The following is a 22,848-nucleotide window of genomic DNA, read 5'->3' as shown; positions in this document are numbered from 1 at the left end:
GAGAACTCCCAGGCGCGGGAATCGCCGACCTCGCAGCGGTCGGCAGCCACCGCTTCCATTTCTCGACGGCCACGAGGACCCGGTGGGCGGTATCTGAGAAGATGCGCGGCTCCTGTTCGGGGGATAGATGAGGTCACCTCGGCTTGTTCTGTCGAAAGTCTCAGGCGTATATACCAAGGCGGACAAGGCGATGGACGTTGTAGACAGGCCCTTTTAGCAGCGCCTGTAAGTGCAGCGTCGCCTCAGTTCTGGCCGAGAGAGCTTCACCCCAGCAGCGCTTGGCGATCGGCATCACCGTCTCGACCGTCCAGCGCTGCCGGTAAGCGTGGCGGCTGGTCTTATCGCCGGACGTGCCGAGCAGGCGGTGCATCTTCCGTGAGACGGCGTGGTCGCCATAACGCGCACGGATCGCGGCTTCTTGGCGGGGCCCGGCTGCGCCACCTGCCGCCCTATTCGCCTGGCTTCAACCCGATCGAGCTCGCCTTCGCAAAGCTGAAAGCACTGTTGCGGAGTGCGGCGGCCTGCACCATCCCGGATCTCTGGGCCGCGATCCGCCAAACCTTCGCGTGCTTCTCGCCAGCCGGGTGCCGCAACTCCATCACGGCCGCTGGAGATGAAGACGATGCTTACGTTTCAACGTGATCGGGCGCCACTCTAGCCCGTCTTATTTCCGACAGCCGTGTCCTGAGGGCGGCGAGCGTGGCGTAAAGCCTTGATGTGGCTTAAGGATTGGGTGCTGACGTCAATACCTCAGACCAATCGAGCCCGCCACGCCCCCCACCCTACGGCTGCCGCGTTCACGTTTCCACCGGTGCGCGGCCGCAAGCTCACAGCCGCTTTCGATGGTGGTCGCCTGCCCTCCGACGGCGGTGTCCTCCTGCTCGCCCAGGCCACGCGCCGGCTCGGCATCGCCGACAGGCTCGCCGCCGTAATCCCGGACTGGCGCGACCCACATCGGATCCGCCACCCGCTCACCGAGATCCTGCTCGCCCGCATCCTGGCCAGCGCCTGCAGTCACGAGAATGCCGACGATCTCGACCATCTGTGCACCGGCGCCGTCTTCAAGCTCGCCTGCGCGCGTCTGCCGGAGAGCGGCCCCGACCTGATGAGCCAGCCCACCGTCTCGCACCTCGAGAACACGCCTTGTCTGCGCGACCTGATCCGGCTCGGGCGCGTGCTGGTCGATTTCTTCTGCGTTAGCTCCCCCGAGCCGCCGACCGCCATCACCCTGGACATCGACGACACGCTCGACGTGGTCCATGGCCACCAGCAGCTCTCGTTGTTCAACGCCCATCACGACGAGCGCTGCTTTTTGCCCATCCACGTCTACGACCCTGTCACCGGGCGCGCCGTCGCGGTGATCCTGCGGCCCGGCAAGACGCCGTCAGGGCGGGAAGTCCGCGGGCATCTGCGCAGGCTGGTGCGGGCCATCCGCCGGCATTGCACGCCGAGAACCTGATCAAGCTGCACAAGACGCAGCTCGCGTCCGACCGCACCTCCTGCCAGAGTGCGACTGCCAACCCAATGCGGCTGGTGCTGCACACGGCTGCGCGCTGGCTGATCCTGGCCATGCGTGAGGCCGTCCCGAAGACGCATCCGCGGGCCTCAGCCGAGTTCGCCACGATCTGGTTGCGGCTGCTCAAGCTCGGGGCTCGCATCCGCGAGAGCGCCAGCCGGGTCCGGCTGGCCTTTGCGGCCGCCTGCCCCGAAGCCGGGTTGCTGCGCCATCCGGCCGGCGTGCTCGGCCCAGCCCCCACCTGAGCCCCGGGGCTGCAACGCCCCGGCGAACCCGTTCCTGTTCCTCCAGCACCGTCAGACGAATCCGCATCTCACAGGCGTTTTGGAAGGCGCCCGCCGGCACCCGTCGACACCCCAAAACACCGCTCCACTGCAGCCCTCATGAATAAGGCGGGCTAGGAGCCCGTCCGAGTAAGTACCTCGACGGCGGCGCTTTGGGATGATTCACTCGGCTCATGGCCAAGGTGTTTCGCTCCTGGGACGTCGATCAGGGCTGGCTGCTGCCACCCTCGCTGCATGAGTTCGTGCCGCCCGGGCACATGGCGCACTTCGTGCGCGATACGGTGCGCGAGGCGCTCGACCTCTCAGCCATTCTCGACACCTACACCGAGGAGCGCGGCTACCCGCCCTACCATCCCGGCATGATGGTGGCCCTGCTCCTCTACGGCTACAGCCGCGGTCTGTACTCGTCGCGTCAGCTCGCCCGCGCCTGCGAGGAGCGGGTTGACTTCATGGCCGTGACCGGCCTGAACCGGCCCGACTTCCGCACCATCGCTGACTTCCGCAAGCGGCATCTGACGGCGCTCTCGGACCTGTTCGTGCAGGTGCTGCGGCTGTGCCGGGCGGCCGGGCTGGTCGGCTTTGCCCACGTGGCGGTGGACGGCACCAAGCTGAAGGCCAACGCCTCGCGCCACAAGGCGATGAGCTACGGCCGGATGAAGGCGGCCGAGTCGACGCTGGCCGCCGAGGTCGAGGCTTGGCTGGATCAAGCGCGCGAGGCCGACGCGGCGGAGGATCGGGCTCATGGGACCGACCATCGTGGCGACGAGACACCGGCCTGGATGGCCGACAAGCAGCGGCGGCTGGAGACGATCCGCGCCGCCAAGGCCGCGTTGGAGGCAGAGGCTGCCGATCCGCCCGATCCGGAGGACGAGGACGGGCCGGGGGCCTCGTCGGGCATGCGCTGGCAAGGTCGGCCCTTGCGGGGCGAGGACGGCGGTCCGCCCGACCGGGCGCAGCGCAACTTCACCGACCCGGACAGCCGCATCCTGCCCACGCGCGACGGGTTCGTGCAGGGCTACAACGGCCAGATTGCGGTTGATGCGGCCCATCAGGTGATCGTCGCGCATCGGCTCGTGACGAACCCCGCCGACTCGCGCGCTCTCGTGCCGCTCGTCGACGGCGTCTGCACCCATCTCGGGCGCAAGCCGCGGGAGGTCTCCGGAGATGCCGGCTTTGCCACCGAGGCGAACCTGGCCGCGCTGCAGGAGCGACGGATCACAGCCTATCTCGCTCCGGGCCGTGCCCGTCACGGCGAGGCGGATGCAGCAGGTCGCCGGAGGCTGACGAAGATGCCCCTGATGAGCGCGATGGCCGTCCGCCTGAAGCGGGCTGGGCGCCGGAGCCGTTACCGTCTCAGGAAGCAGGTCGTCGAGCCGGTGTTCGGGCAGATCAAGCAGGCCAGAGGCTTCCGACAGTTCCTGCTACGTGGGCTCGATCAGGTCCGCGGCGAGTGGGCGATGATCTGCACCGCCCATAACCTCCTGAAGCTGGCGCAGGCCGCGCGCTGAGCCTGTGGCGCAGGAGCCATCCGCCCAGATCTCAACCTTAGTCCCAACGCATCAAACCGTTACTCGGACGGGCTCCTAGTTGTCTGGATGCTAAACCTCCTTGGCAGCAGCAACCATCTGGAGCGCTTTGGGGAGCGCTTCTGGGTCGGGCGGTTTCGTGACAGGCTTGGCCAGCTCGGGTTTCGCCCGAAGGCGCTCGCGCAGCACCAGGTCCGGGGAGCGGTCCTTCAGGACACGCTGACGGCGGCCGTTGTAGGCCGCGGTGAAGCCGGCCAGCAGGGTTTCGAGATCCTGATGGCTGTAGAGCGTGATACTCAAGACCTCGCGCTGTACCCGGTCATTGAAGCGCTCGACCATACTGTTGGTGCGCGGCGTATAGGGTCGGGTCGTGCGGTGCTCCACACCGTGCCGCCGGCAGGCCGTCTCGAACTCATCGGCGGTGAAGCAGGAGCCGCGGTCGGTCAGCACCTGCGTAACCCGAAACGGCAGGGCCGCGAGCGCCTCCTCCAAAAAGGCGATCGCCGAGGCAGCCATCTCGTCGTCTTTGACGGCCAGATGCACGAAGCGGGAGGCGCGGTCGATGGCGACATAGAGGGAGCGCTTGCGGGTGACCCCGTCCCGATCCTGCAGCTTGGGCAGAGGCGTCACGTCCAGGTGCACGAAGCCGACCTCGTCCTCCTTGAACGCGCTGTGCGGCTTGCGGGTGCGGTCGGCAGGGGTGAGCCGGTTGAGGCCTGCGGCCTTGAGGATGCGGTAGACCGCGTCGCGGTTCAGATGCGGCAGAAAGTGGCTGACGATGAAGGTGAGATCATCGAGCGGGAAGCCGGTGGCGCGGCGGAGCGCGCACACGACGGCGCGCTCCGCCGCGCTGGCTTTCCAGGGCAGCTTGTGGGGTCGAGCGGAGCGGTCCTGGCAGTCGGCCGGGCCGCGCTTGCGCCATTTGCGGATGGTCTCGGTGGAGACGCCGAAGCGCTGGGCCAGCACCCCGGAGGGCTCGGGGGAGCGGGCGATTTCGGCGCGCACGGCCGGGGTGGTGCGGGCGTTCGGGTGGATCGCGAGCATCAGCGCGTCCTCCTGGAGGAGGAGCGCCGGGTCGGCTTGAAGCGCCAAGCCTGCTCCTCGATCGGCCAATATACCTGATCCCAGCGACGTTCCGCGACCAGACAACTAACTCGCGAAGGACACGACATTGTCTCGCCTCAGGTGCCGCTGCAGCACGACATGGCCGGTCTGGTCCATGTCGACGAGGCTGCAGGTGTTCTTACCCAAATCAACGTTCAAAACCGTCACCGGCATCGCTTCGCTCCCTTTGCTTGCCGTCAGCCTAACGCTGAGGGAACAAGAGGAGCAGTCCATTCCATAAAGTGCGGAAGCGCCATGCGAGCGGGGCGCTCCGATCGGTAAAGAGGCCTCCGGGCAGGACGTGCCCGGTGGCGTGCACGACATGGGACAACGCAATGCAGGGCGCTTAGCGACGTGCCGGAAGGCTTCATATGGGACTGGCGGTCCTTGGGCCTTGGCTGGCACAGTCGAATGACGGTCCGCCGCACAGCGTGGAGCAGAGAGTTGGCTTGTCCTGGCCCGAAAGCCCGAGCCGCCCCACGAGTTGCCCGCTACGTGCGGAGCGAGCGAAGGGACTGCGAGTTGGCCGTGGCCAACTTGCTTGCAGCGGCGCGACCGGCATCGGCACGCAGGCGGTAAGGATCTGTTAACCTTTAAGTTCTTGCCCGAATCGGGAAAGCATGGCTGTTTGAGACGGTTTCTGGCCGGTTTTGGCCGGAAAACCGTTTCGGGGGCTACGCGTGGCAACAGCAGCAATCCGTACCAAACCGGGGCCGACATCCGACGACCGGGTCTCGGCGCACGCGCGGCTCCTTTCCTCCCAGCTTCAAGGGTTACGCGAGCGGCTCTTCCCGCCCGAGTCACAAAAGGTCCTTCGTAAGTTCACTTCGGGTGAGGCTGCGCGCCTGATCGGGGTTTCAGACAGTTACCTGCGGCAGCTCTCACTCGATGGCCAGGGGCCAGTCCCAGAGATGCTTCCGAACGGCCGGCGTCTTTACACGCTGCGTCAGATCAATGAGCTGCGCCGTTTCATAGCGGAGACGAGGCCCAAGGAGGCGCGTGCGGTTCTGCCTTTGCGGCGAGAGGGCGAGCGGCTCCAGACCCTCGCCTGCGTCAACTTCAAGGGCGGCTCCGCCAAGACCACTACAACGCTCTATCTTGCCCAATGGCTTGCCCTGCAGGGTTATCGCGTGCTCGCGCTCGACCTCGATCCGCAAGCCTCACTGAGCGCAATGTTCGGCGTTCAGCCCGAGTTCGACCTCCGCTGGGGCGACACGCTCTATGGCGCGATCCGCTACGACGACAAGCGCCGGTCGCTGCGTGAAATCATCCGCCCAACCAATTTCGATGGGCTCGATCTCGTTCCAGGCAACCTCGAACTGATGGAGTTCGAACACGAGACGCCGCGGGAGCTCTCCGCCGGCCGCGTCTCATCGGGCGGTCTTTTTTTCCAGCGCGTCGGGGCGGCACTCGCGGAGGTGCAGGACGCCTACGATCTCGTCGTCATCGATTGCCCCCCGCAGCTCGGCTACCTAACCCTCGGCGCCGTGTGCGCGGCGACCTCGCTTCTCATCACGATCCATCCGCAAATGGTGGATGTCGCATCGATGTCGCAGTTCCTTCTGATGACCTCGGACCTGATGAGTGTGGTGCGTAAGGCCGGGGGCGACCTCTCGCACGATTTCATTCGATACGTGGTGACGCGGCATGAGCCGCACGACGGGCCTCAGAGCCAGATCGTGGCGCTGTTGCGCAATCTCTTCGGCGACGAGGTGCTGGCTGCGTCGGTCTGGAAGTCGACCGCGATCGCGGATGCTGGTCTGACCAAGCAGAGCCTCTACGAGCTTGAGCGCAACAGCGTTGGCCGCGCGACATACGATCGCGCCATCGAGAGCCTCGAGGCGGTGCATCGCGAGATCCTGGGGTTGGTCCACCAAGCATGGGGGAGGGCGGCGTGAAGCGACGCGACGCGATCAAGAACCTCTACACTGCACCCCCTGAGCCGGAGAAGTTGGCCGTGGCCAACACGCGTGCTGTCGTGGAGAATCCGCCGGAGCGGGTGCTCGCCGGCCCGGTGCGCACAATGGGACTCGCACTTGGCCGTCTCGAGGAGGAGAGCCGGGCACTGCAGGATGCACTGGCCAGCGGTGCCTCCGTCGTCGAACTCGAGCCCGAGCACATTGAGAGCTCATTCGTTCGCGATAGACTTGAGGATTCAGGAACAGGCTATGAGGAGTTTCGGCGGTCCATAGCGGAGCGCGGCCAGGAGGTACCAATCCTGGTGCGCCCGCATCCCGATAAGGCGGGACGTTACCAGGTCGCCTATGGGCATCGCCGCCTCCGCGCAGTGGCAGAGCTCGGCCGGCGCGTGCGCGCTCTTGTGCGCACGATGAGCGACGCCGAACTCGTCGTCGCGCAAGGGATCGAGAACTCCGCCCGTCAGGATCTCACCTACATCGAGAAGGCGCTATTCGCCCGTCGGCTCGAAGACCGCGGATTCGAGCGAACGGTGATCATGGACGCGCTCTCCACCGACAAGGGAGAACTGTCCAAGCTGATCTCTGTCGCCCGCGCTATACCCGAGGAGCTTGTCCAGACCATCGGACCGGCGCCAAAGGCCGGGCGGCGACGGTGGCTCGCTCTTGCGGAGCTTCTCTCCGATGCAGCATGCGCAGCGAGCGCCCTGCGAATGGCGCGTGATCCCGATCTTGCGGGCCTCGACAGCGATACGCGCTTCGTACGCGTCCTCGGCGCGGCAGCGCCACGGCCGGCGGCGAGGGAGCGTCCGACAGCATGGCAGAGCGACGGCGGCGTGACACGCGCGCGCATCTCCCGCGCCGGATCAACCGTCACGCTCGCGATCGAGCGCGATCCTGCGTTCGGGGAGTTCATTGCCTCACGGCTGGATGACCTCTATGCCGCCTACCGTAGGGATACCGACTCATCCTCGGCATCATCCGGCCCAGGTCGCGATGGAAGTGGTGTTCGCGAAAACTGAACCCGCTCGGGCCAAGCGCCCGTTCATTCGCACCGGGACAGTTGTCCTGTGAACCGCCCCGGGTTTCCCGGAGGCTCCAACTCTTGCGAGGATGGAGCCATGACGAAGCACACGCCCCCCTTCTCCGCCGAGGTCCGCGAGCGGGCGGTGCGGATGGTGCTGGAGTACCAGGGCGAGCACGGCTCGCAGGACGCGGCGATCCGCTCGATTGCGGCCAAGATCGGCTGCTCGGGCGAGGCGCTGCGCAATTGGGTGCGCCAGGCTGAACGCGACCAGGGCCTGCGGGCCGGGCCGACCACGGGCGAGCGCGCGCGGATCACGGCGCTGGAGCGGGAGAACCGCGAACTGCGGCAGGCGAACGAGATCCTCAGGAAGGCCAGCGCGTCTTGTGCGATGGCGGAGCTCGACCGCCGGTCGCGGCCATGATCGCCTTCATCGACGAGTACCGCGCGGTCTACGGGGTTGTCCTTCGACAGGCTCAGGATGAGGCCGATCTGCAGAGTTCTGCCGATCGCCCCGTCGACGTCTCACGCCCATGCCGCACGGCGCGCCGATCCCGGCCGGCGGCCGGCCCGCGCCCGGAGCGACGCGGCGCTGATGGTCGCGATCCGCCGCGTCTTCGAGGCGAACTTCTGCGTCTATGGCGTGCAAGGTCTGGCGGCAGCTCGGCCGGGACGGGATCGCGGTCGCCCGCTGCACGGTCGCACGGCTGATGCGAACCCTGGGTCTGAAAGGGGCTGTGCGGGGTGGGAAGAGACGATCAACGGCCTGTTCAAGGCCGAGGTCATCCACCGCCGAGGCCCGTAGCGGAGTTTCGAAGCGGTGGAGTCTGCCACTCTGGAATGGGTCGCCTGGTTCAACACCCGCCGGCTGCTCGCACCGATCGGCAACCTGCCTCCCGCCGAGGCCGAAGCGCGGTACTATGCCCAAGCCGAGGTGCCAGCCCTGGCCGCCTGACCCAAACCAAACGGCCTCCGAGAAACCCGGAGCGGTTCACCTGCCTAACGGCCCGGGAACTTGCCCCGGTTACAGAGCGGGTGTGGCGTAGATAGGGGCGAATAGGGCTGCAGGGCGCCACGTTTGGTACAGAAGTGCACGATGAGTTTAGGCGAGCGACCATCAAGCCGTGCAGGCTGACGAGGGTGGTCTAAAGATTGCAATGAGCACTCCGTGAGAGCGCGCAAGGTTACACGGGCCAAGTCGCATCGCGGTAGGCCGAATCCCAGAACATCCACTCGAGTTGGGCCGCGCGGGTAAAGGCCGCGTGCATCGCAGCCCGCTCCTTCGCGCCCGCCTCGGCCCAGACCACGTCCGTGACCTCGATCATGGCGTCCACCGCGCGGGAAAACTCCTCCCCGGCGTAAGTGTCGATCCAAGCCCGGTACGGATTGTCGAGGCTGGCGCGTGCGTGGATGTCGCGCCCGATCTCGCGATACATCCAGAAGCACGGCAGCATGGCGGCGAGATGAACCGCGAGCGGCTCCCGGAATCCGCTCGCCAGCAGGAAGCAGATGTAATGATGCGCGGCTGGCGTCGGCGGGGTCGCGGCCACCTCTTCCGTCGACACGCCGAAGCGGGAGAAGAAGTCCGTGTGCAGCGTCCGCTCCACCTCGATGGCAGCGGCGGCCGCGGCCGCGAACTGCACCACGTAGCCGGGTTGATCGGACTTGGCGGCTGCGAGCGCCAGCGCCTGAGCGAAGCCCACGAGATAGTGCGCGTCCTGGATCATGTAGTGGCGAAAGGCCGGCATGGGCAGCGTGCCGTCCGCAAGCGCGCGGTTGAACGGCAGCGTGCGGGCGGCCTCGTAGAGCAGCGCATTGCGGGTCCAGGCGTCGGTCGAGAACAACGGGCTCACTCCTTCATGCGCATTGTAGGGCGGCCTGGGGCCATCGCTACCCGGGTCGTGACGGCGCCGGTTAGGCCGCAGCAGCAGGGATCGGGCGCGTTCCCAGCGCCTCGCAGGCGTCAGCGCAATGAGCGCCGTGCTCCGGATGGAATCGGCGAGAATCTCCACCGCCTGCCGTCCGTGAGCTGCGGGGTGGTACAACCCAGACGACCGCTCCCTCAAACGATGGCGCTGAGTGGCCGAAACCTCCTTTGCTCTGGACGCAACCCCACGCCCTGTCTCTCTCTCTCTCTCTCTCTCTCTCTCTCCGTATCGCATCAGGCGCATTGCGACGCTGGCCCGTAGAGCACAGGCAGGGTGAGTGGAGCCGTGGACAGGGGAGGGCGATCGGGGCTGCTGGGCGCGAGGTTGTGTCCAGAAAAGAACGGCGAGTTTACACACGACCTCATCGCAGGAACTGCACCGAGGAATGGGCCCGGGGGTAGTCCCCGCCGTGACTCCCCGTACCTCCTCCTCGCGAACGAGACCGGTCCGTCCACCGGAGCGAGCACCCCAAGCTCTACCGGCTGCCACGCGAGCGGAGCCCATGTCGGCAGCTCGGCGCGCCGCATCGCGCGCATGGAGAAGTCGGAACGTGGAGCGCAGGCCAGTGGGGGTGAGGGAGCAGACCAGCAAAGCGCTGCCCCAAAGTCAATCGGGGAGTGGCGCAGACACGGCGGCAGCGTGTTACCGTGAAGCTGGGCTCAGGGCGCCTCGGAACAGTGGTCCGTTCAACATGCCGGCTGGTGTCGACTGCAGCGCCCCGGCAGCCGGTCACGTTTCAGACGACGGTCTCATCTGGCACTTTCGAAGCAGCGCCCGCGGAAATGGACTCGCGGCTCCGCCCCGACCGGCAGCGACACACACGCCGATATCTGCTCTACAGGATCGCATGCACGCCGCTGGCGCTGATGCTTTCAGGGGGAGGGATGCTCATGACGTGCACGCGGCTCCGACGGCTTCATGCTCGCCAGATCCTCGATTCTCGCGGGCGCCCAACCGTCGAGGCAGAAATCAGCTTGGACAATGGTATCCAGGTCCGCGCCTCTGTCCCGTCTGGCGCTTCTACGGGAAAGGCTGAAGCCGTCGAACTGCGCGATGGCGGTGAGGCCTGGGGCGGTCTCGGGGTCAGTCGCGCCGTTTCCAACATCCGTGGCGAGATCGCGGCTCTGCTCGAGGGCTGCGACGTTCTTGACCAAGTCGGCCTCGACAACCGAATCCGCGAGGCGGATGGCACTCACAACCTTGCTCGTTTTGGAGCAAACGCGACGCTGGCTGTGAGCATCGCGGCTGTACGCGCTTCCGCTGTCGCTACAGGAATACCCCTTCATCGCCGGCTGGCCGAGTTGTGCGGCACGACCCCGTCCATGCCGATGCCGATGGTCAACATCCTCTCGGGCGGGCTGCATGCTGGGCGCGGCATGGACGTCCAGGATTTCCTGGTGATCCCCATCGGTGCTTCCTCCTATTCTGAGGCCCTTGATTGGATCTGTCGGGTCCGCACAGCCGCAGCCAGCATCTGTGCCAAGCGCGGCATTTCCACCTTACTCGCCGACGAAGGAGGCTTGTCCCCCGGATTTGCCACGTCAGAGGAGGCATTGTCTCTTATGGTCGAGGCGTTCGAGCAAGCAGGCCTTGAGCCCGGCGTTCAGGCGGCTATTGCCCTGGACGTTGCCTCGTCCTCGCTCGCCAGCGCGAACGGTGCCTACGCGTTTGCTCGGCAGGGCCGCAGTTTCGGTGCACGCGAGATGATCGAACTACAACGACAATGGGCCGCCTCCTTTCCGATCGTGTCGATCGAGGATGGTCTCGGCGAAGATGACTGGGCAAACTGGCCAGCTCTGACGCGAGCGCTCGGCCATCTTCAGCTTGTGGGCGACGACCTATTCGCAACACAGCCTGATCGCATCCGTCGAGGGATCGACGAGAATATCGCGAACGCTGCCCTCATCAAAGTCAATCAGAACGGAACGTTGTCCGGCACGCTGGAGGCGATCACGACTGCCCGGGCGGCTGGTTATGCCACCGTCATCTCGGCCCGCTCGGGCGAGACGGAGGATGATTTCCTGGCCGATTTGGCAGTCGGTGTGGCGGGTAGGCAGATCAAGGTCGGCTCGGTGCGCAACTCCGAGCGGCTGGCCAAGTACAATCAACTGCTCCGCCTTGAGGAGGAAGGGCTTGCCTGGTCCGGCCGAACAGGTCTGGCACCCCTATGAATGCTCCCGAGCCCCTTCTCGCTGACTTTCTGCGCCGAATGAGGCTTGCGCCTCCAGGCGAGGAGGGCTGCTGGATCCCGCTCTCAGGCGGCGTGTCATCCGATATTTGGCGAGTCGACATCGCCGGCCGCAGTCTTTGTGTGAAGCGCGCACTCGCTCGGCTCAAGGTTGCAGCCGAATGGACTGCTCCAATCGAGCGAAATGCCTACGAGTGGGCATATCTCGAGGTCGCGAACGAGATCGCACCAGGGCACGTACCACAGCCCATCGCACAGGATCCGGAACACGGGCTGTTCGCGATGGCGTGGCTCGCGCCTGACCGGCATCGCTTGTGGAAGGCCGAACTCTTGTCCGGCCAGGTCAACTCCAGCGACGCTGCGGCTGTTGGAGATCTCGTAGGCCGCATTCATGCAGCGACGGCGGATGATCCGCGATTGCGAGCGATATTCGCCACTGACGCGAACTTTCACGCGATCCGGATTGAGCCCTACCTGCTGGCGACCGCGCGTGCGCACCCTGATTTGGCGGATCATATCGGCGCGGTTGCCAGTACGACGGCTGCGACCAAGCGGGTGCTTGTTCATGGTGATGTCAGCCCGAAGAACATTCTACTCGGTCCCGATGGTCCTATCCTCCTGGATGCAGAGTGCGCGTGGTTTGGCGACCCTGCTTTTGATCTGGCATTCTGCCTGAATCATCTTATTGCTAAAGCGCATGTTGTTTCTAGCGCTTGCGCTGAATTGTCTCGGTCATTTGATGTTTTAGTTGAGACCTATCTTCGGCAGGTTAGCTGGGAGCCGCCGTCCGAAGTAGAGAGAAGAGCGGCTCAACTTCTTCCATGTTTGCTTCTCGCGAGAGTTGATGGAAAGTCGCCACTTGAGTATCTGAATGACAAGCAGCGAGGCATTTTGAGAACCAATGCCCGCCATGGGATAATCGAGGAACGCACGACGCTGTGCGACGTAAAACGCTTACTGCTCGAAAGACCTGTTCAGTCATAAGGCGCTGCTATCTGCGCTGAACACGCAAGTTCGCTTGGTGGCAAGGATGAAATGGGCCGATTGTCATTTTGATCGCGTAACTGATCGCCAGTTCTTCCACAAACGAGAACTGCTATCCCAGCTCGAAGGTTGATATCCCGTAGGTCCGGGCAAGCGGCAGGTCCGGCCTCTCTCCGCGATACATTCGGGCTGTCTCGAACACGGGTGACAGGCCGTAGGAGGCTGCAAGCTGAACGGCAGCCTGGTTCGGCTCAGGCAAATCGAGGAAGACCAGAGAGCCTTTGGCCTGGGATGCCAGCGCTTGAAACAGCAAATCAGCCCCGCGTTCGCTATCGGCAAAGAGCGGTCCGATTTTGTAGCCGCTTCGGCAGGCTCGGATGACGCCATAGCCCTTAACGGTCCCGTCTTCGACGAAGGCAACGGCGGTGCGCGTATCAGGTTTGAGCCAGCAGCGCAGGAAGGTCTCGCGTGGCGCGGCAAAGAACGGTCGATCGTAGGCCAAAACGGCTTCGATGAGGTCAGGGCCCACCAACTTCAGGCGCTCATCGTGGGGAGCCTCAACCTGCGGGCTTCCGCCGAAGCGCACGTTGCGATGCGCCAGCACGAACCCGGATCGGGCATAATTGTCTTGCTGGGCCACAACACCATCTAGACCCACCGTGCGATCCTCCAGGTAGGCAATGCCGGCCCGCCAGAGGCGATAGCCGAAACCTCGTCCGCGCTGATCCGGTCGGACAATGTAGAAGCCGAGAAAGCCAAACGTGCTGGAGTACCGAACGACCGAGATCGAGGCGATCGGCTCGTCACCGAGGCAGCCGACCAGAAAACCCGTTGGGTCAACAGCCTTAAAGCAATCAGCATCCTTGAGGCCCGGGTTCCAGCCCTCGGCCGCAGCCCAATCGATCGCCAGGCCCAGGTCATGGCGCTTCATGACGCGGATTGTCAGCTTGCCGGAGGCGTCCTGTGTCATGTTCGGCCTCGTCAGGTCTTCCTAACCCAACCACAGGATAAATAGGACATCAGGCTAGATACAACCTCAGAAATCATGTGGGATGCGCTCCGATGATGGAGCGCATCCCTCCTGGCTTGCGGTTATAGCGATCGAAGAAATCCTGGGTGGCCTTTGGCCTCAGCCGGCAGGTCGAGAACCGAGCAGAAGTCCTCCAGGGCGAAGCGCCTCTCATCGTCAGGGCCTCGGCGGATGTCGAATGGCTCGACGATCAAGGCCGGCGGCATGCCCTCGGGCATATCCGCTAGGGCCACGCTGGGACCTCAAAACCTGTGGCGCGGCCCAGCTCAATGCAGAACCACTCGACGAGTGGGAGGTGCTCAAAGCCCGCCGTGCCGGCCGGCTTGAGGATGTGGGTGAACGGCGTATCGACAGCCGGAACCAGATGCCCGTCGATGCTCAGTGACATCGGCGCCTTGATCTGGACGCCCGATAATCTGGGCGTCTCAGCGCGGGCGAAGATGTCGGCCAAACGCTGCTCGAACGAATCTTCGATCTCGCCTCAAGCGGGACCAGTGTACTCGCCTTCGAGCCGGCCGAGTTTGCTCAATTGCGAGAGCGGGGCGGTCAGCACGTCAGCGGGAAGTCTGGCGATCTCCTTCGGGTCGGTGACGACGGCGATGTTCGACATGTACCGCGTGCCCCGCTTCAGGACTTCGCGCGCATCGGGCGCCTTCAGGACCTGGGCGAGCCAGCCTTCCGGGAGCAGGGACTCGACAAAGGGCGGAAGCTTGCCCGGGGTGGTCTCCCGGACGAGCGGAGGCGCCGAGCTCTTGGCCGCGGTCCAGCGCCACTCGTAGCCGTCGTGGCGCAACCGGCCGAGCGGCTCGCCATGTCAGGCGATGGTGAACTCAAGCGCGGCCTTGTTGACCGGCACGGCCGCCCGGGCAGGCCGGTTAATGAGGTATCGTTCGGCGGCCTCGCCCTCGCGAGGTTCGCCGTACTCGTCCGAAGTCAATAACTTTCACGCATCTGAGATTCGCGGAAGTTGGCTGCGGTCCGCGGTGCTGCTCAGGATGCGGGGCGCGCCCGTGGGCTGCGCCGCCGCGCCTTGGACCCGAGCCCGGCGACCCTACTGCCCAGCGGCGTCTCAAAGCACGCTCGGATCTGTGCGGGGGCGCTCCGCGATGGGTGCCCCTACCGCGATCGTGGCGTTCCCTGATCTCGATATCGGAAGTTTGCAGGACAGGTAAATTAGCTCTCATATCGATAACCTGTTCCGTCGGATGATCGCCAACATGCGCGTCGTTGGCGAATTTCTCAAAGGGAAGATCAGGCTGTATACAGGAGATATCCTTTTTGTTGTCAGTGTCTCCCTGTGCGTGATCGGGTTGTAGGCTGTAGGGGCCTCAACCTGCATTCCCGATCGGACGGCGCGCCATCGACGAGCCCGAACAGATCATCGGTGCTCCGTGGTTGGTCGCAGGGCCGCCGCCCTCCACCGTCAGCAGGCGACGGAAGGGGTTGACGCAGCGCAGGCGAGGATCCGGCGCCGCAGCTCATGATAGGGGAGCGTCGAGGAGATGACCCGCTGTCCGATCACCAGGCTCGGGATTGAGCGGATCGCGAGCGCTCGGGCGCGAGCACGATCCTGTTCGACCAGTTCCCGCGTCGCAGGATCTGCCATGTCGGCCTCGAAGCGGGCCATGTCGAGGCCGACCGCCGCGGCGCAGTCGGTCAGGACCCGCGGATCGGCGATATTGCGGTTCTCAGTCAGATGGGCAGCTTGAATGCGGTCGAAGAGAGCGCCATGCGCCGTGGAGCCGCCTTGCCGCTCCGCGCTCTTGCAGGCCAGGGTGCCGGCAAGGCCGCTCGGATAGGCGAAGGATTGTCGCCGCATGCCCTCGATGTTGATCCGCCCCGGGATGTCGTCGGCTGCCGCGCACTGGACCCAGTGGCCGAGAATGACCTCCTTGGCACGCGGCAACGAGCCGAAGACGCGCTCCATCTCCGCCGGGCTGTCCTGAAGAACGAAGCAGCGGTGCTCGATATCCACCGGCAGGTCTGCGGCGATCCGCTTCAGCCGCGGCGACAGCACGAAGCACCAGCCGCACACGACATCATGAAAAAACTCGATTCTGATCCGATCCATGACGACCCTTTCTCCGAACGGGAGCATGCCGCACATGCTGTCGTGATCACGGAGAGAAGGACAGCGCATAAAATTCGCCATTCATGCAAATCTCCGTCATAGGCCGGGTTGATTCGGAGCCTTCATCTGCGTCGCACCCTGCAGACAACTCGCGAAACTGTTGCCGACGAAGTGCGTGGAGGTTAACCGTAGCAGGGGGTCGTTCCGGGAGGCCGCGATGACGAAGATCACGCTCGAACAATGGCGCATGTTTGTTGCAACCGCGCAACAGGGAAGCTTCCTTCAAGCGGCGGAAAAATTGGGAAAGACGCAATCCGCGATCAGCCACGCGATCCGAAAGATGGAGGAAACTCTCGGCCAGGAGCTCTTTGCCATCGAGGGCCGGCGCGCTCGCCTCACCACCGTGGGAGAGATGATCTATCCCCGCGCTCGCGAGCTCATCGGTCACGCGGCGCAGATCGAGAGATTGTGCGTCAGCTTCGATCCGGAGGCCGAAGGGGAGATCTCGATTGCGGTTGACGTCATCTTCCCGATGCAGCTCCTGCATCGAGCTCTCGAAGAGTACGAGAAGCTGTATCCGCATTTCTCGGTGCGGGTTTGGGAGACGACCCTGTCCGGGGCGAGCGAGATCCTGGAGGATGGGCGGGCCGTCATCGGCATCGCCGGGCAGCTGCCGCCCGGGACCGTGATGGAACCTCTTCTGAAAGTGAGTTTTCTCTGCGTCGCCGTCGCCGATCACCCCCTGCATCGGGAGGGCGACCTCACCCACGCGATGCTCAAGGAGCATCGGCAGATCGTGCTGAGCGATTCCGGCCGGCGCAACCTCAGCAGCGGCTGGCTCGGGGCGCGCAAGCGCTGGACCGTCGGCCATCTGGCGACCTCGGTGGCCCTCGTGCGCGCGGGACAGGGCTACGCGTGGCTTCCCGAGCATAGTATCGGTGCAGACATCGCGGCCGGGACGATCCGTCCCCTCCGCCTGCACTCGGGAGGCCGCCGGACGGTCCAGCTCCATCTCGGCTATACCGAAATCGGCCAGAACCTCCGCCAGGCCCTCGACCTCCTGGGCGTGTTCCGCGATACGGTGGCGGACCATGCTCCACTCGCGACGCAGGCCGGCTTCGATGTCCCGCCCGCCGCCGTGGCCGGCTGACCGCTCCCCCTGTCCCGGGCGCATGCAGCGGCAGCGGAACGCGACCCGAGACCCAGCACAAGACGTCGCGCAGCGACCGCTTGTCAGCCCCGCTGGACAACCGGAGCCGCTTCGCGGCACGTCCTCGTGCTGGTTCCCGGATCTCCTTCCGCTGGCGCTGCAGTCGTCCGGGAAAGCATCTGTGTTTGGCGTCAAGCCTGTTGGGGCTGATTTGGCGTCCAGAGGCGGTCCTGAGCGATGAGGCTGTTGGCCAGCACGGCGAGCTTGCGGGCCACGGCGATGATGGCGCACTTTGGCTTCTTGCCGTTGGCGATCAGGCGTTCGTGGAAGGCTTTCAGGCCGGCGTTGTGGCGGGCGGCCGAGAGCGCCGCGAGGTAGAGGACGCGGCGCACGGGCGGGCGGCCGCCCCAGATGACCCGCACGCCCTGGCGCGCGCCGGAATCGTCGGCGACCGGCGCCAGGCCCGCCAGCAGGCCGATCTGCCGGCTGCTGCAGGTGCCCAGCTCGGCCAGGCTGGCCACCAGGGTGGCCGCGATCGTGTCCCCGATCGAGGGGATCGAGACCAGGATGGCATGCCGCCGGGCCAGTCCGGGATCGGCCGCGATGAGCCGGCGGATCTCGCCGGCAAGGGCCTCGATGTCCGCGGCGATCCTGGCCAGACGGTCCTGGAACTGGCGGATCAGGAACGGGCTTGCGGCCGCGGCCAGCTGGTTCTTGAGGGCGGTTTGTTCGGCCACGGCGCTGTCGCGGGCCGCGACCAGTTCCTGGAGCGCTTCGAGCGCGTCCGAGGCCGGCGGGCGCTGCGGGGGGGCCATCACCGCGGCAAACTGCGCCAGCACGCGGGCATCGAGCCGATCGGTCTTGGCCCAGATGCCTTGCGCCTTGGCGAACATGCGCACCCGAAACGGATCGACGACGGCGACCGGCAGGCCCGAGGCATGCAGGCTGCGGCGGGTCTGGCGGTGCCACTTGCCGGTGGCCTCGACCACGACCAGCCCCAGAGCAAAGCGCCCAAGCCAGCGCTTGAGCTGCCGGATGCCGACCTCGGTATTGGCGAACCGCTGGGCTTGGCCGGAGGGGAGGACGTGGACGTCGAGCCAGCTCTTGCTGACGTCGATCCCCACGCTAGACTTGCCCGCGGTCTCTTGTTTGGACACTTCCTTGCCTTGCATACGGGACTTGCTCCCCAGCATCTGTTCAGGACAAGAGCCAGAGGGCGGCCGGATCCTGCTTTCCCACGGTGCCAATCCTAGAGGGAGATCGATCCCGGCCGCCCGCGTCGCGGCCGGTGGCCACCGGCCGCGACGCACCTCACAGCTTGGTGCGCTGGTCGGCCCGTCAAACATGCAAGAGGGAGCGCGAAGGGGCGGAGAATCCGGGATGGGGCGGAGAACCATCCGCCTGAGCCAAGCCGACATCCGCCTGGCGAAGCCATCATCGGGTGTCGGATGCCGCCGACGGGTCAGGCCGCGCGGGTCAAGGCGCGAATGTCCTGGCGCAGACGCGCTTTCGTGATCTGCCCGGTGGCGAAGACGGTTCTCCGGCCATCCTGCCCGATCCGCACGGCCCGGCAGCTGGTGAAGATCATCGTGCGGCCCGCGCGAACGACCTGGCTTTCGAATTCCGCCTCTGTATTGCGCGGGACCGCGGTCAGGATCGAAACCGCCATGCTGGTGCTGACGGCATATTCGTCGGGTCCGAGAAGCGGCAGGGTCGCCAGCATGCTGGTCACGTCGAGCATGGCGTAGGTCACGCCGCCATGCAGGCAATGGCTGAGATTGTCGATGGCGGGCGTGACGGTCAGGCGGCACAGGCACCGGCCGGGCTCCTGCTCCACGAGCGTGAGGCCGCACTGGCGCTGGAACACATGGTCGAGCAGCGCGCGGCTGTGGCGCAACGCGTGATCGGGGATCGTCGTCATGGGGCTGGCGTCTCCTTGGCGAGGCTGCGGGCGATGATCTCGTTCATGACTTCGGTGGTGCCGCCGCCGATGGCGATGAGCGGCGCGTCGCGCTGGGTGCGTTCGACCACCGAGGGCGCGACGCATCCGGCCGCGCCGAGGATCTGCACGGCCGTTCGGGCCGCCTCCTCGAGCGCCGCGACCGCGGCGTTCTTGGCCATGGCGATGCGGGAGGCCTCGGCGGTCGCGGCGGTCGAATCGACGAAGCAGCGGGCGAGGGCGATGCGGGTGGCGATCTCCGCCAGGCGCTGGCGGATATGGGACATCGCATCCAGGGAGGCGCCGCGCACCATCCGCGTGCGGGCATGATGCAACGCAGCGTCGCGCACGCATTCCGCGGAGGCCAGCGCCATCACGGCGAGGTTGAGCCGTTCCTGGGCGAGCGCCCGCTGCAGCACCCGGGCTGCCCGGTCCGGCGCCACGACGAGGCGCGCCGGAACCCCGGCGAAGCGCAGCGCCGCGAGCGGCAGGCAGCGCCAGCCCGCCGCCGCCAGAGGCTCGGCGGTCAGGCCCGGCTGCGGGCGCTCCACCAGGAACAGGCCGAGCCCGGCCTCCGTCACCGCCCCGACCACGAGGCAATCGGCCCGCGTGCCGTTGCAGATGAAACGCTTCTCGCCGGTGATGGTCCAGCCGTCTGCTACCGGCTCCGCCCGCGCCCTCAGGGCCGCGAGGTCGGAGCCGGCCTGCGGCTCGGTGAGAGCGAGCGCGATGGTCCGCTCCCCGGACTGCACGGTGCGGATCACCGGCCCGGCCCAGTCCGGGTCGGCCTGCGCCAGGATGGCGAGGCTCACTCCGTGCGAGGCGAGTCCCATGGTCAGGCCCTGCGACCCGCCGCGGGTGATCTCCTCGATCAGGATGCGCCGGCGCGCCGGATGCTCGACCGGGGCGGGCCCGGGCGGCTCACCGAAGGCGAGGAGGCCGGCGGCCCCCGCCTCGGCATGCAGGCTCGCCGGATAGGCGCCCGCCCGCTCCCATTCCTCGATCGCGGGGGCGATCCGTGCAGCCACGAAGGCGCGCACCGCATGGCGATAGGCATCGTCGCTCATCAGAACAGCGTCGTTTCGGCGAGGGTGCGGAACCGCGCCATATGGGCCTGAAGACTGTCCCGGGTGACGGCGCCCTCCTTCTGGAAGTAGAACAGGTCCGTCAGGTCGCTCATCACCGCCACCATCTCGCGGGAGCGCAGGCGCACCCGCCGATCGAAGCGCCGCAGGCCGCTCTCGAGCGTGGCGTCGCAGTTGCAGAGCAGCGCCTGGGCCAGGGCGAACCCGTTCTCCAGGCCGAGGGTGAAGCCGTAGCCCAGGGTCGGCAGCATGGCGTGGGCGCTGTCGCCGAGAAGGACGACCCGTCCCCTGTGCCAGGCATCGAGCCCGTCGACGCGATGCAGGCGGTTGCTGATCATCGCATCCGGCCCGGTGGCGGCGATCATCGCCGGGAGCGGTTCGGCCAGCCCGGAGACCTGCGCCATGATGGCCGCCTTGCCGAGAAGCGGGCGACCGCCGTGCCGGTAGGCGTAGAACCAGTAGCGCAGCCCCTGGCGCACATCGAGTGGATAGGTCACCACCCGCGCCCCGTCATAGCTGAAGATCTGGCAGCGATCGCCGTGCAGCGCCGGATCCGAGAAGGTCACGATCCCGCGGCAGGCGGCCACCCCGGTGTCGGTCGCCACCGCCTCGGGAGCGATGCAGCCGCGCACGCCGGAGAAGACGCCGTCCGCGCCGACCAGGAGGTCGAAGCGGCGGCTGCGCCCGTCCGCGAAATGGGCCGTGACCCCATCCGCGTCCTGCTCGATCCCTGTGCAGGCGCTGTTGTAGGCGACCGCATCCGCGTCGAGCGCCTCCCGCAGGAGGCGGAACAGGCGCGTGCGGTGGAACATCACCGCCGGGGCCGGGAACTCGAACCCTTCGAGCCGGACCGGCTGACGGTGGATCAGCCGGCCGCCGCGGTCATGGGTGTCGAGATACTCGATCGGCTGGCCGGCCGCGAGGACGCGATCGTCGCCGATCATGAAGCGCAGCACCTGCACCCCCTGCGGCCAGAGATAGATGCCCGAGCCCGCATCGCGCGGTCCGTCGCCGCGCTCGAAGATCTCCGCCTTGAGGCCGAAACGCTTCAGCAGCAGGGCGAAGGCGAGGCCGTTGAGGCCCGCACCGACGATCCCGATCTTCATGCCGCGGCCTCCCGGACGCTCGCCTCGGGCGAGAGGGTGGCCGGGTGCGTCGCGAGGCCGAAGCGCCGCTGCATCAGGCACAGGCTCGTGATCTCGGTGAACATGGGATCGAGAAGGGCTTGGCGCTCGGGCGGCAGGGCGGCGGCCTCGGCGTGAGCCTTGCGGACCGCCCGAGCATCGAAGAAGGGAAGATCCTCCAGGTGGCGGCTCGCCAGCGTGTCGGCGACGAGCTGTGCCAGCCGGTTCCGCTGCGCCGACATCGCCGGGGGCGCGCGGAAATAGTGCTTCTTGCGGCGATAGAGCGCCTCGGGGAGGAAGGGCCGCATGGCCTCCCGGAACACATGCTTCTCGGTGGCGCCCCGGATCTTGAGCCAGACCGGAAGCCGGGCCGCGTATTCGGCGACGTGATGATCGAGGAGCGGCACGCGGCCCTCGATGCTGTTGGCCATCTCCATCCGGTCGCCCAGCGTCGTGAGGACGAAGTTGGGCAGGAAGCTCTTGGCCCAGAGATACATGGAGCGGTGCAGCGGATCTCGGCCCGCCATGCGGGCGTGGTCGAGGCCGTTGTAGAAGCGGCGATAGGCGCCGATCCCGGCGCTGCGCCGCCGCGTCGGCCCGTCGTAGAGCGCCCGCAGGGCATCGAACCAGGCCGATTGGTTGCCGACCCAGGACACGCCGTGTCCCAGGCGGTCGGTCATCCAGGCCGCGTCGGCGGGAAGCGTGGTGCCGCCATATCCGCCCTCGCTGCGGGCGAGGCGGGCGCGCAGATCCGCCACCAGGCCGGGATCCTGGCGCTCGGCATTGTACAGGAGCATGTCGCGGCGAAAATGCGGGTAGCCGGCGAATATCTCGTCGGCCCCTTCGCCGGTGATCACGACCTTGAACCTGGCCTGCGCGACGACGCGGCTGAGCCGGTACTTGGCGACCCCGTGCGCGTTGAAGAACGGCACTTCGTTGTGCCAGAGCGCCTCCTCGAAATCGTCGGCGAGATCGTCCTGCGTCACCGGGATCGGGTGGAAGCGGGCGCCGTTGAAGCTGGCGGCTTCGGCGGCGAAGCGGCGCTCGTCGTAATCGCCGTCATCCGTGAAGGACAGGGTGAAGGCGTCGAGGGGCGTGCCGCGCAGACGGGTGGCGCAGCCCAGCATGGCCGAGGAATCGATCCCGCCGCTGAGATAGACGGCGATGGGGACATCCGCCCGCAGGCGCAGGCCGACGGCTTCGAGGATCTCGGCGCGCAAGCCCTCGACCGCCTCCGCCTCGTCGATGGCGGCGCTATCCAGTGCCGCCGCGGCGGGGAAATCGAGATCCCAATAGGCGCGCTCGCGGATATGGCCCGGCGAGGCGATCAGGAGATGGCCGGGCGCGAGGCTGCGGATGCCCTGGAACAGGGTGCGGTTGCCGAGATAGAACCCCCGCGAGACATAGGCATCGAGGTCCCAGAAAGCCGGCACGCCCGCCGCCACCAGGGCCTTGATTTCGGACCCGACCCAGAGGGCGCCGTCGTGCTCGGCCACGAAGAGCGGCTTGATGCCGAAGCGATCCCGCATCACCACGAGCTGACGCTCGACGGCATCGTAGAGCACCAGGGCGAACTCGCCGCGTAGCCGCCCGAGGCCCGCCGTGCCGAATTCGCGGTAGAGGTGCAGCGCGATCTCGCTGTCGCTCTGCGTGCGGAAGACGCAGCCCCGCGCCTGGAGCTCGGCACGGATCCGCTCGAAATCGTAGAACTCGCCGTTCACGATCAGCTGCAGCGCCCCGTCCTGCGAGGCGATCGGCTGGCGGCCATTGGAAAGGCCGATGATGCTGAGCCTTGTATGGCCGAGGGCGACCCCCGCTTCCGGGTCGAGCCAGATGTCGCGCTCGTCGGGACCGCGGTGACGGATCGCCGACAGGCCGGCGAGGATGGTCGAGGGCGCCAGGGGGCGCGGGCCGCCATGGAAGACGGCGAGGAAGCCGCACATGTCTGCTGTCCTTCTCGTGAGATCGGGGGAGGGGGC

Annotated in this window: 17 protein-coding genes, 4 pseudogenes and 1 other annotated feature; of the genes and pseudogenes, 9 read left to right on the top strand and 12 right to left on the bottom strand. The window is 66.5% G+C overall.

The genetic code is table 11. The features are described 5' to 3' along the window. Window positions 1-160 precede the first annotated feature (160 nt). Window positions 161-409, bottom strand: a complete 249-nt coding sequence (locus MNOD_RS38595) for a transposase (RefSeq protein WP_341874513.1) — start codon at window positions 407-409, stop codon at window positions 161-163. Window positions 410-423: 14 nt separating this feature from the next. On the opposite strand from MNOD_RS38595, the pseudogene MNOD_RS45895 reads away from it, so the two are divergent. From MNOD_RS45895 to MNOD_RS38585, 3 genes and pseudogenes are all read left to right on the top strand, one after another. After that, window positions 424-642, top strand: a pseudogene (locus MNOD_RS45895) (IS630 family transposase); the annotation flags it as partial. Window positions 643-715: 73 nt separating this feature from the next. Then, window positions 716-1,761, top strand: a pseudogene (locus MNOD_RS42480) (transposase). Window positions 1,762-1,973: 212 nt separating this feature from the next. Continuing rightward, entirely contained in the window at window positions 1,974-3,308 is a 1,335-nt protein-coding gene (locus tag MNOD_RS38585) for an IS1182-like element ISMno38 family transposase (protein ID WP_012631034.1), read from the top strand. Between the two features lie 90 nt (window positions 3,309-3,398). Here MNOD_RS38585 and MNOD_RS38580 read toward each other — a convergent pair whose 3' ends face one another. Together MNOD_RS38580 and MNOD_RS50210 are read right to left on the bottom strand one after the other, a co-directional pair. Further along, window positions 3,399-4,370 (bottom strand): IS481 family transposase, encoded by a 972-nt coding sequence (locus MNOD_RS38580; protein ID WP_012631033.1) that lies wholly within the window; start codon window positions 4,368-4,370, stop codon window positions 3,399-3,401. 105 nt (window positions 4,371-4,475) lie between these two features. Further along, on the bottom strand, window positions 4,476-4,604 hold the full coding sequence (locus MNOD_RS50210) for a hypothetical protein (RefSeq protein WP_280113516.1): 129 nt from the start codon (window positions 4,602-4,604) through the stop codon (window positions 4,476-4,478). 506 nt (window positions 4,605-5,110) lie between these two features. Between MNOD_RS50210 and repA the strand changes: the two genes are divergently transcribed. The 3 genes and pseudogenes from repA to MNOD_RS45070 all read left to right on the top strand — a co-directional run bounded on the left by repA (window position 5,111) and on the right by MNOD_RS45070 (window position 8,325). Then, window positions 5,111-6,328, top strand: a complete 1,218-nt coding sequence (gene repA / locus MNOD_RS38575) for a plasmid partitioning protein RepA (protein ID WP_012631032.1) — start codon at window positions 5,111-5,113, stop codon at window positions 6,326-6,328. Further along, window positions 6,325-7,368, top strand: coding sequence for a plasmid partitioning protein RepB (gene repB, locus MNOD_RS38570; RefSeq protein WP_012631031.1), 1,044 nt, complete (start codon window positions 6,325-6,327; stop codon window positions 7,366-7,368). The genes repA and repB overlap by 4 nt, the downstream gene beginning before the upstream one ends. A gap of 99 nt (window positions 7,369-7,467) precedes the next feature. Then, window positions 7,468-8,325 (top strand): annotated as a pseudogene (locus MNOD_RS45070) (IS3 family transposase). Beyond that, window positions 7,749-7,887, top strand: a sequence feature (AL1L pseudoknot). Its footprint overlaps the pseudogene before it by 139 nt. Before the next feature lie 229 nt (window positions 8,326-8,554). Here MNOD_RS45070 and tenA read toward each other — a convergent pair. Further along, window positions 8,555-9,214 (bottom strand): thiaminase II, encoded by a 660-nt coding sequence (gene tenA, locus MNOD_RS38555; protein WP_012631027.1) that lies wholly within the window; start codon window positions 9,212-9,214, stop codon window positions 8,555-8,557. A gap of 974 nt (window positions 9,215-10,188) precedes the next feature. On the opposite strand from tenA, the gene eno reads away from it, so the two are divergent. Both eno and MNOD_RS45065 read left to right on the top strand, forming a co-directional pair. After that, entirely contained in the window at window positions 10,189-11,469 is a 1,281-nt protein-coding gene (gene eno / locus MNOD_RS38550; RefSeq protein WP_012631026.1) for a phosphopyruvate hydratase, read from the top strand. Beyond that, window positions 11,466-12,470 carry a phosphotransferase family protein gene (locus tag MNOD_RS45065; RefSeq protein WP_012631025.1) on the top strand — a complete coding sequence of 335 codons (1,005 nt, stop codon included), beginning with the start codon at window positions 11,466-11,468 and terminating at the stop codon, window positions 12,468-12,470. Before eno ends, MNOD_RS45065 begins: the two co-directional genes overlap by 4 nt. A gap of 112 nt (window positions 12,471-12,582) precedes the next feature. On the opposite strand, the gene MNOD_RS38545 is transcribed toward MNOD_RS45065, so the two are convergent. The 3 genes and pseudogenes from MNOD_RS38545 to MNOD_RS38530 all read right to left on the bottom strand — a co-directional run bounded on the left by MNOD_RS38545 (window position 12,583) and on the right by MNOD_RS38530 (window position 15,571). Continuing rightward, complete coding sequence (locus tag MNOD_RS38545; RefSeq protein ID WP_012631024.1) at window positions 12,583-13,440, bottom strand: GNAT family N-acetyltransferase; 858 nt, start codon at window positions 13,438-13,440, stop codon at window positions 12,583-12,585. 152 nt (window positions 13,441-13,592) lie between these two features. Further along, window positions 13,593-14,410 (bottom strand): annotated as a pseudogene (locus tag MNOD_RS49715) (HipA domain-containing protein); the annotation flags it as partial. A 513-nt stretch (window positions 14,411-14,923) separates the two neighbouring features. Further along, window positions 14,924-15,571: a DsbA family oxidoreductase gene (locus tag MNOD_RS38530; RefSeq protein ID WP_012631023.1), complete on the bottom strand. Its 648-nt coding sequence runs from the start codon at window positions 15,569-15,571 to the stop codon at window positions 14,924-14,926. A gap of 217 nt (window positions 15,572-15,788) precedes the next feature. Here MNOD_RS38530 and MNOD_RS38525 point away from each other — a divergent pair, with 217 nt between their 5' ends. Continuing rightward, entirely contained in the window at window positions 15,789-16,721 is a 933-nt protein-coding gene (locus MNOD_RS38525) for a LysR family transcriptional regulator (RefSeq protein WP_012631022.1), read from the top strand. Window positions 16,722-16,912: 191 nt separating this feature from the next. Here the strand turns inward: MNOD_RS38525 and MNOD_RS38520 are convergent, their stop codons facing one another. The 5 genes from MNOD_RS38520 to asnB form a co-directional block, all read right to left on the bottom strand. Next, a complete protein-coding gene (locus tag MNOD_RS38520; protein WP_012631021.1) occupies window positions 16,913-17,893 on the bottom strand; it encodes an IS110-like element ISMno29 family transposase in 981 nt (326 codons plus the stop codon). Between the two features lie 290 nt (window positions 17,894-18,183). Beyond that, window positions 18,184-18,642 (bottom strand): PaaI family thioesterase, encoded by a 459-nt coding sequence (locus MNOD_RS38515; RefSeq protein WP_012631020.1) that lies wholly within the window; start codon window positions 18,640-18,642, stop codon window positions 18,184-18,186. Continuing rightward, complete coding sequence (locus tag MNOD_RS38510; protein ID WP_012631019.1) at window positions 18,639-19,727, bottom strand: acyl-CoA dehydrogenase family protein; 1,089 nt, start codon at window positions 19,725-19,727, stop codon at window positions 18,639-18,641. Before MNOD_RS38510 ends, MNOD_RS38515 begins: the two co-directional genes overlap by 4 nt. Then, window positions 19,727-20,851 (bottom strand): FAD-dependent oxidoreductase, encoded by a 1,125-nt coding sequence (locus tag MNOD_RS38505; protein ID WP_012631018.1) that lies wholly within the window; start codon window positions 20,849-20,851, stop codon window positions 19,727-19,729. Before MNOD_RS38505 ends, MNOD_RS38510 begins: the two co-directional genes overlap by 1 nt. Next, on the bottom strand, window positions 20,848-22,812 hold the full coding sequence (gene asnB, locus MNOD_RS38500) for an asparagine synthase (glutamine-hydrolyzing) (protein WP_012631017.1): 1,965 nt from the start codon (window positions 22,810-22,812) through the stop codon (window positions 20,848-20,850). Before asnB ends, MNOD_RS38505 begins: the two co-directional genes overlap by 4 nt. Window positions 22,813-22,848 lie beyond the last annotated feature (36 nt).

Source organism: Methylobacterium nodulans ORS 2060, from assembly GCF_000022085.1.
Taxonomy (GTDB): domain Bacteria; phylum Pseudomonadota; class Alphaproteobacteria; order Rhizobiales; family Beijerinckiaceae; genus Methylobacterium; species Methylobacterium nodulans.
Note: the sequence above shows the minus strand (reverse complement) of the source record. Positions and strands in the feature narration are given on the sequence as shown.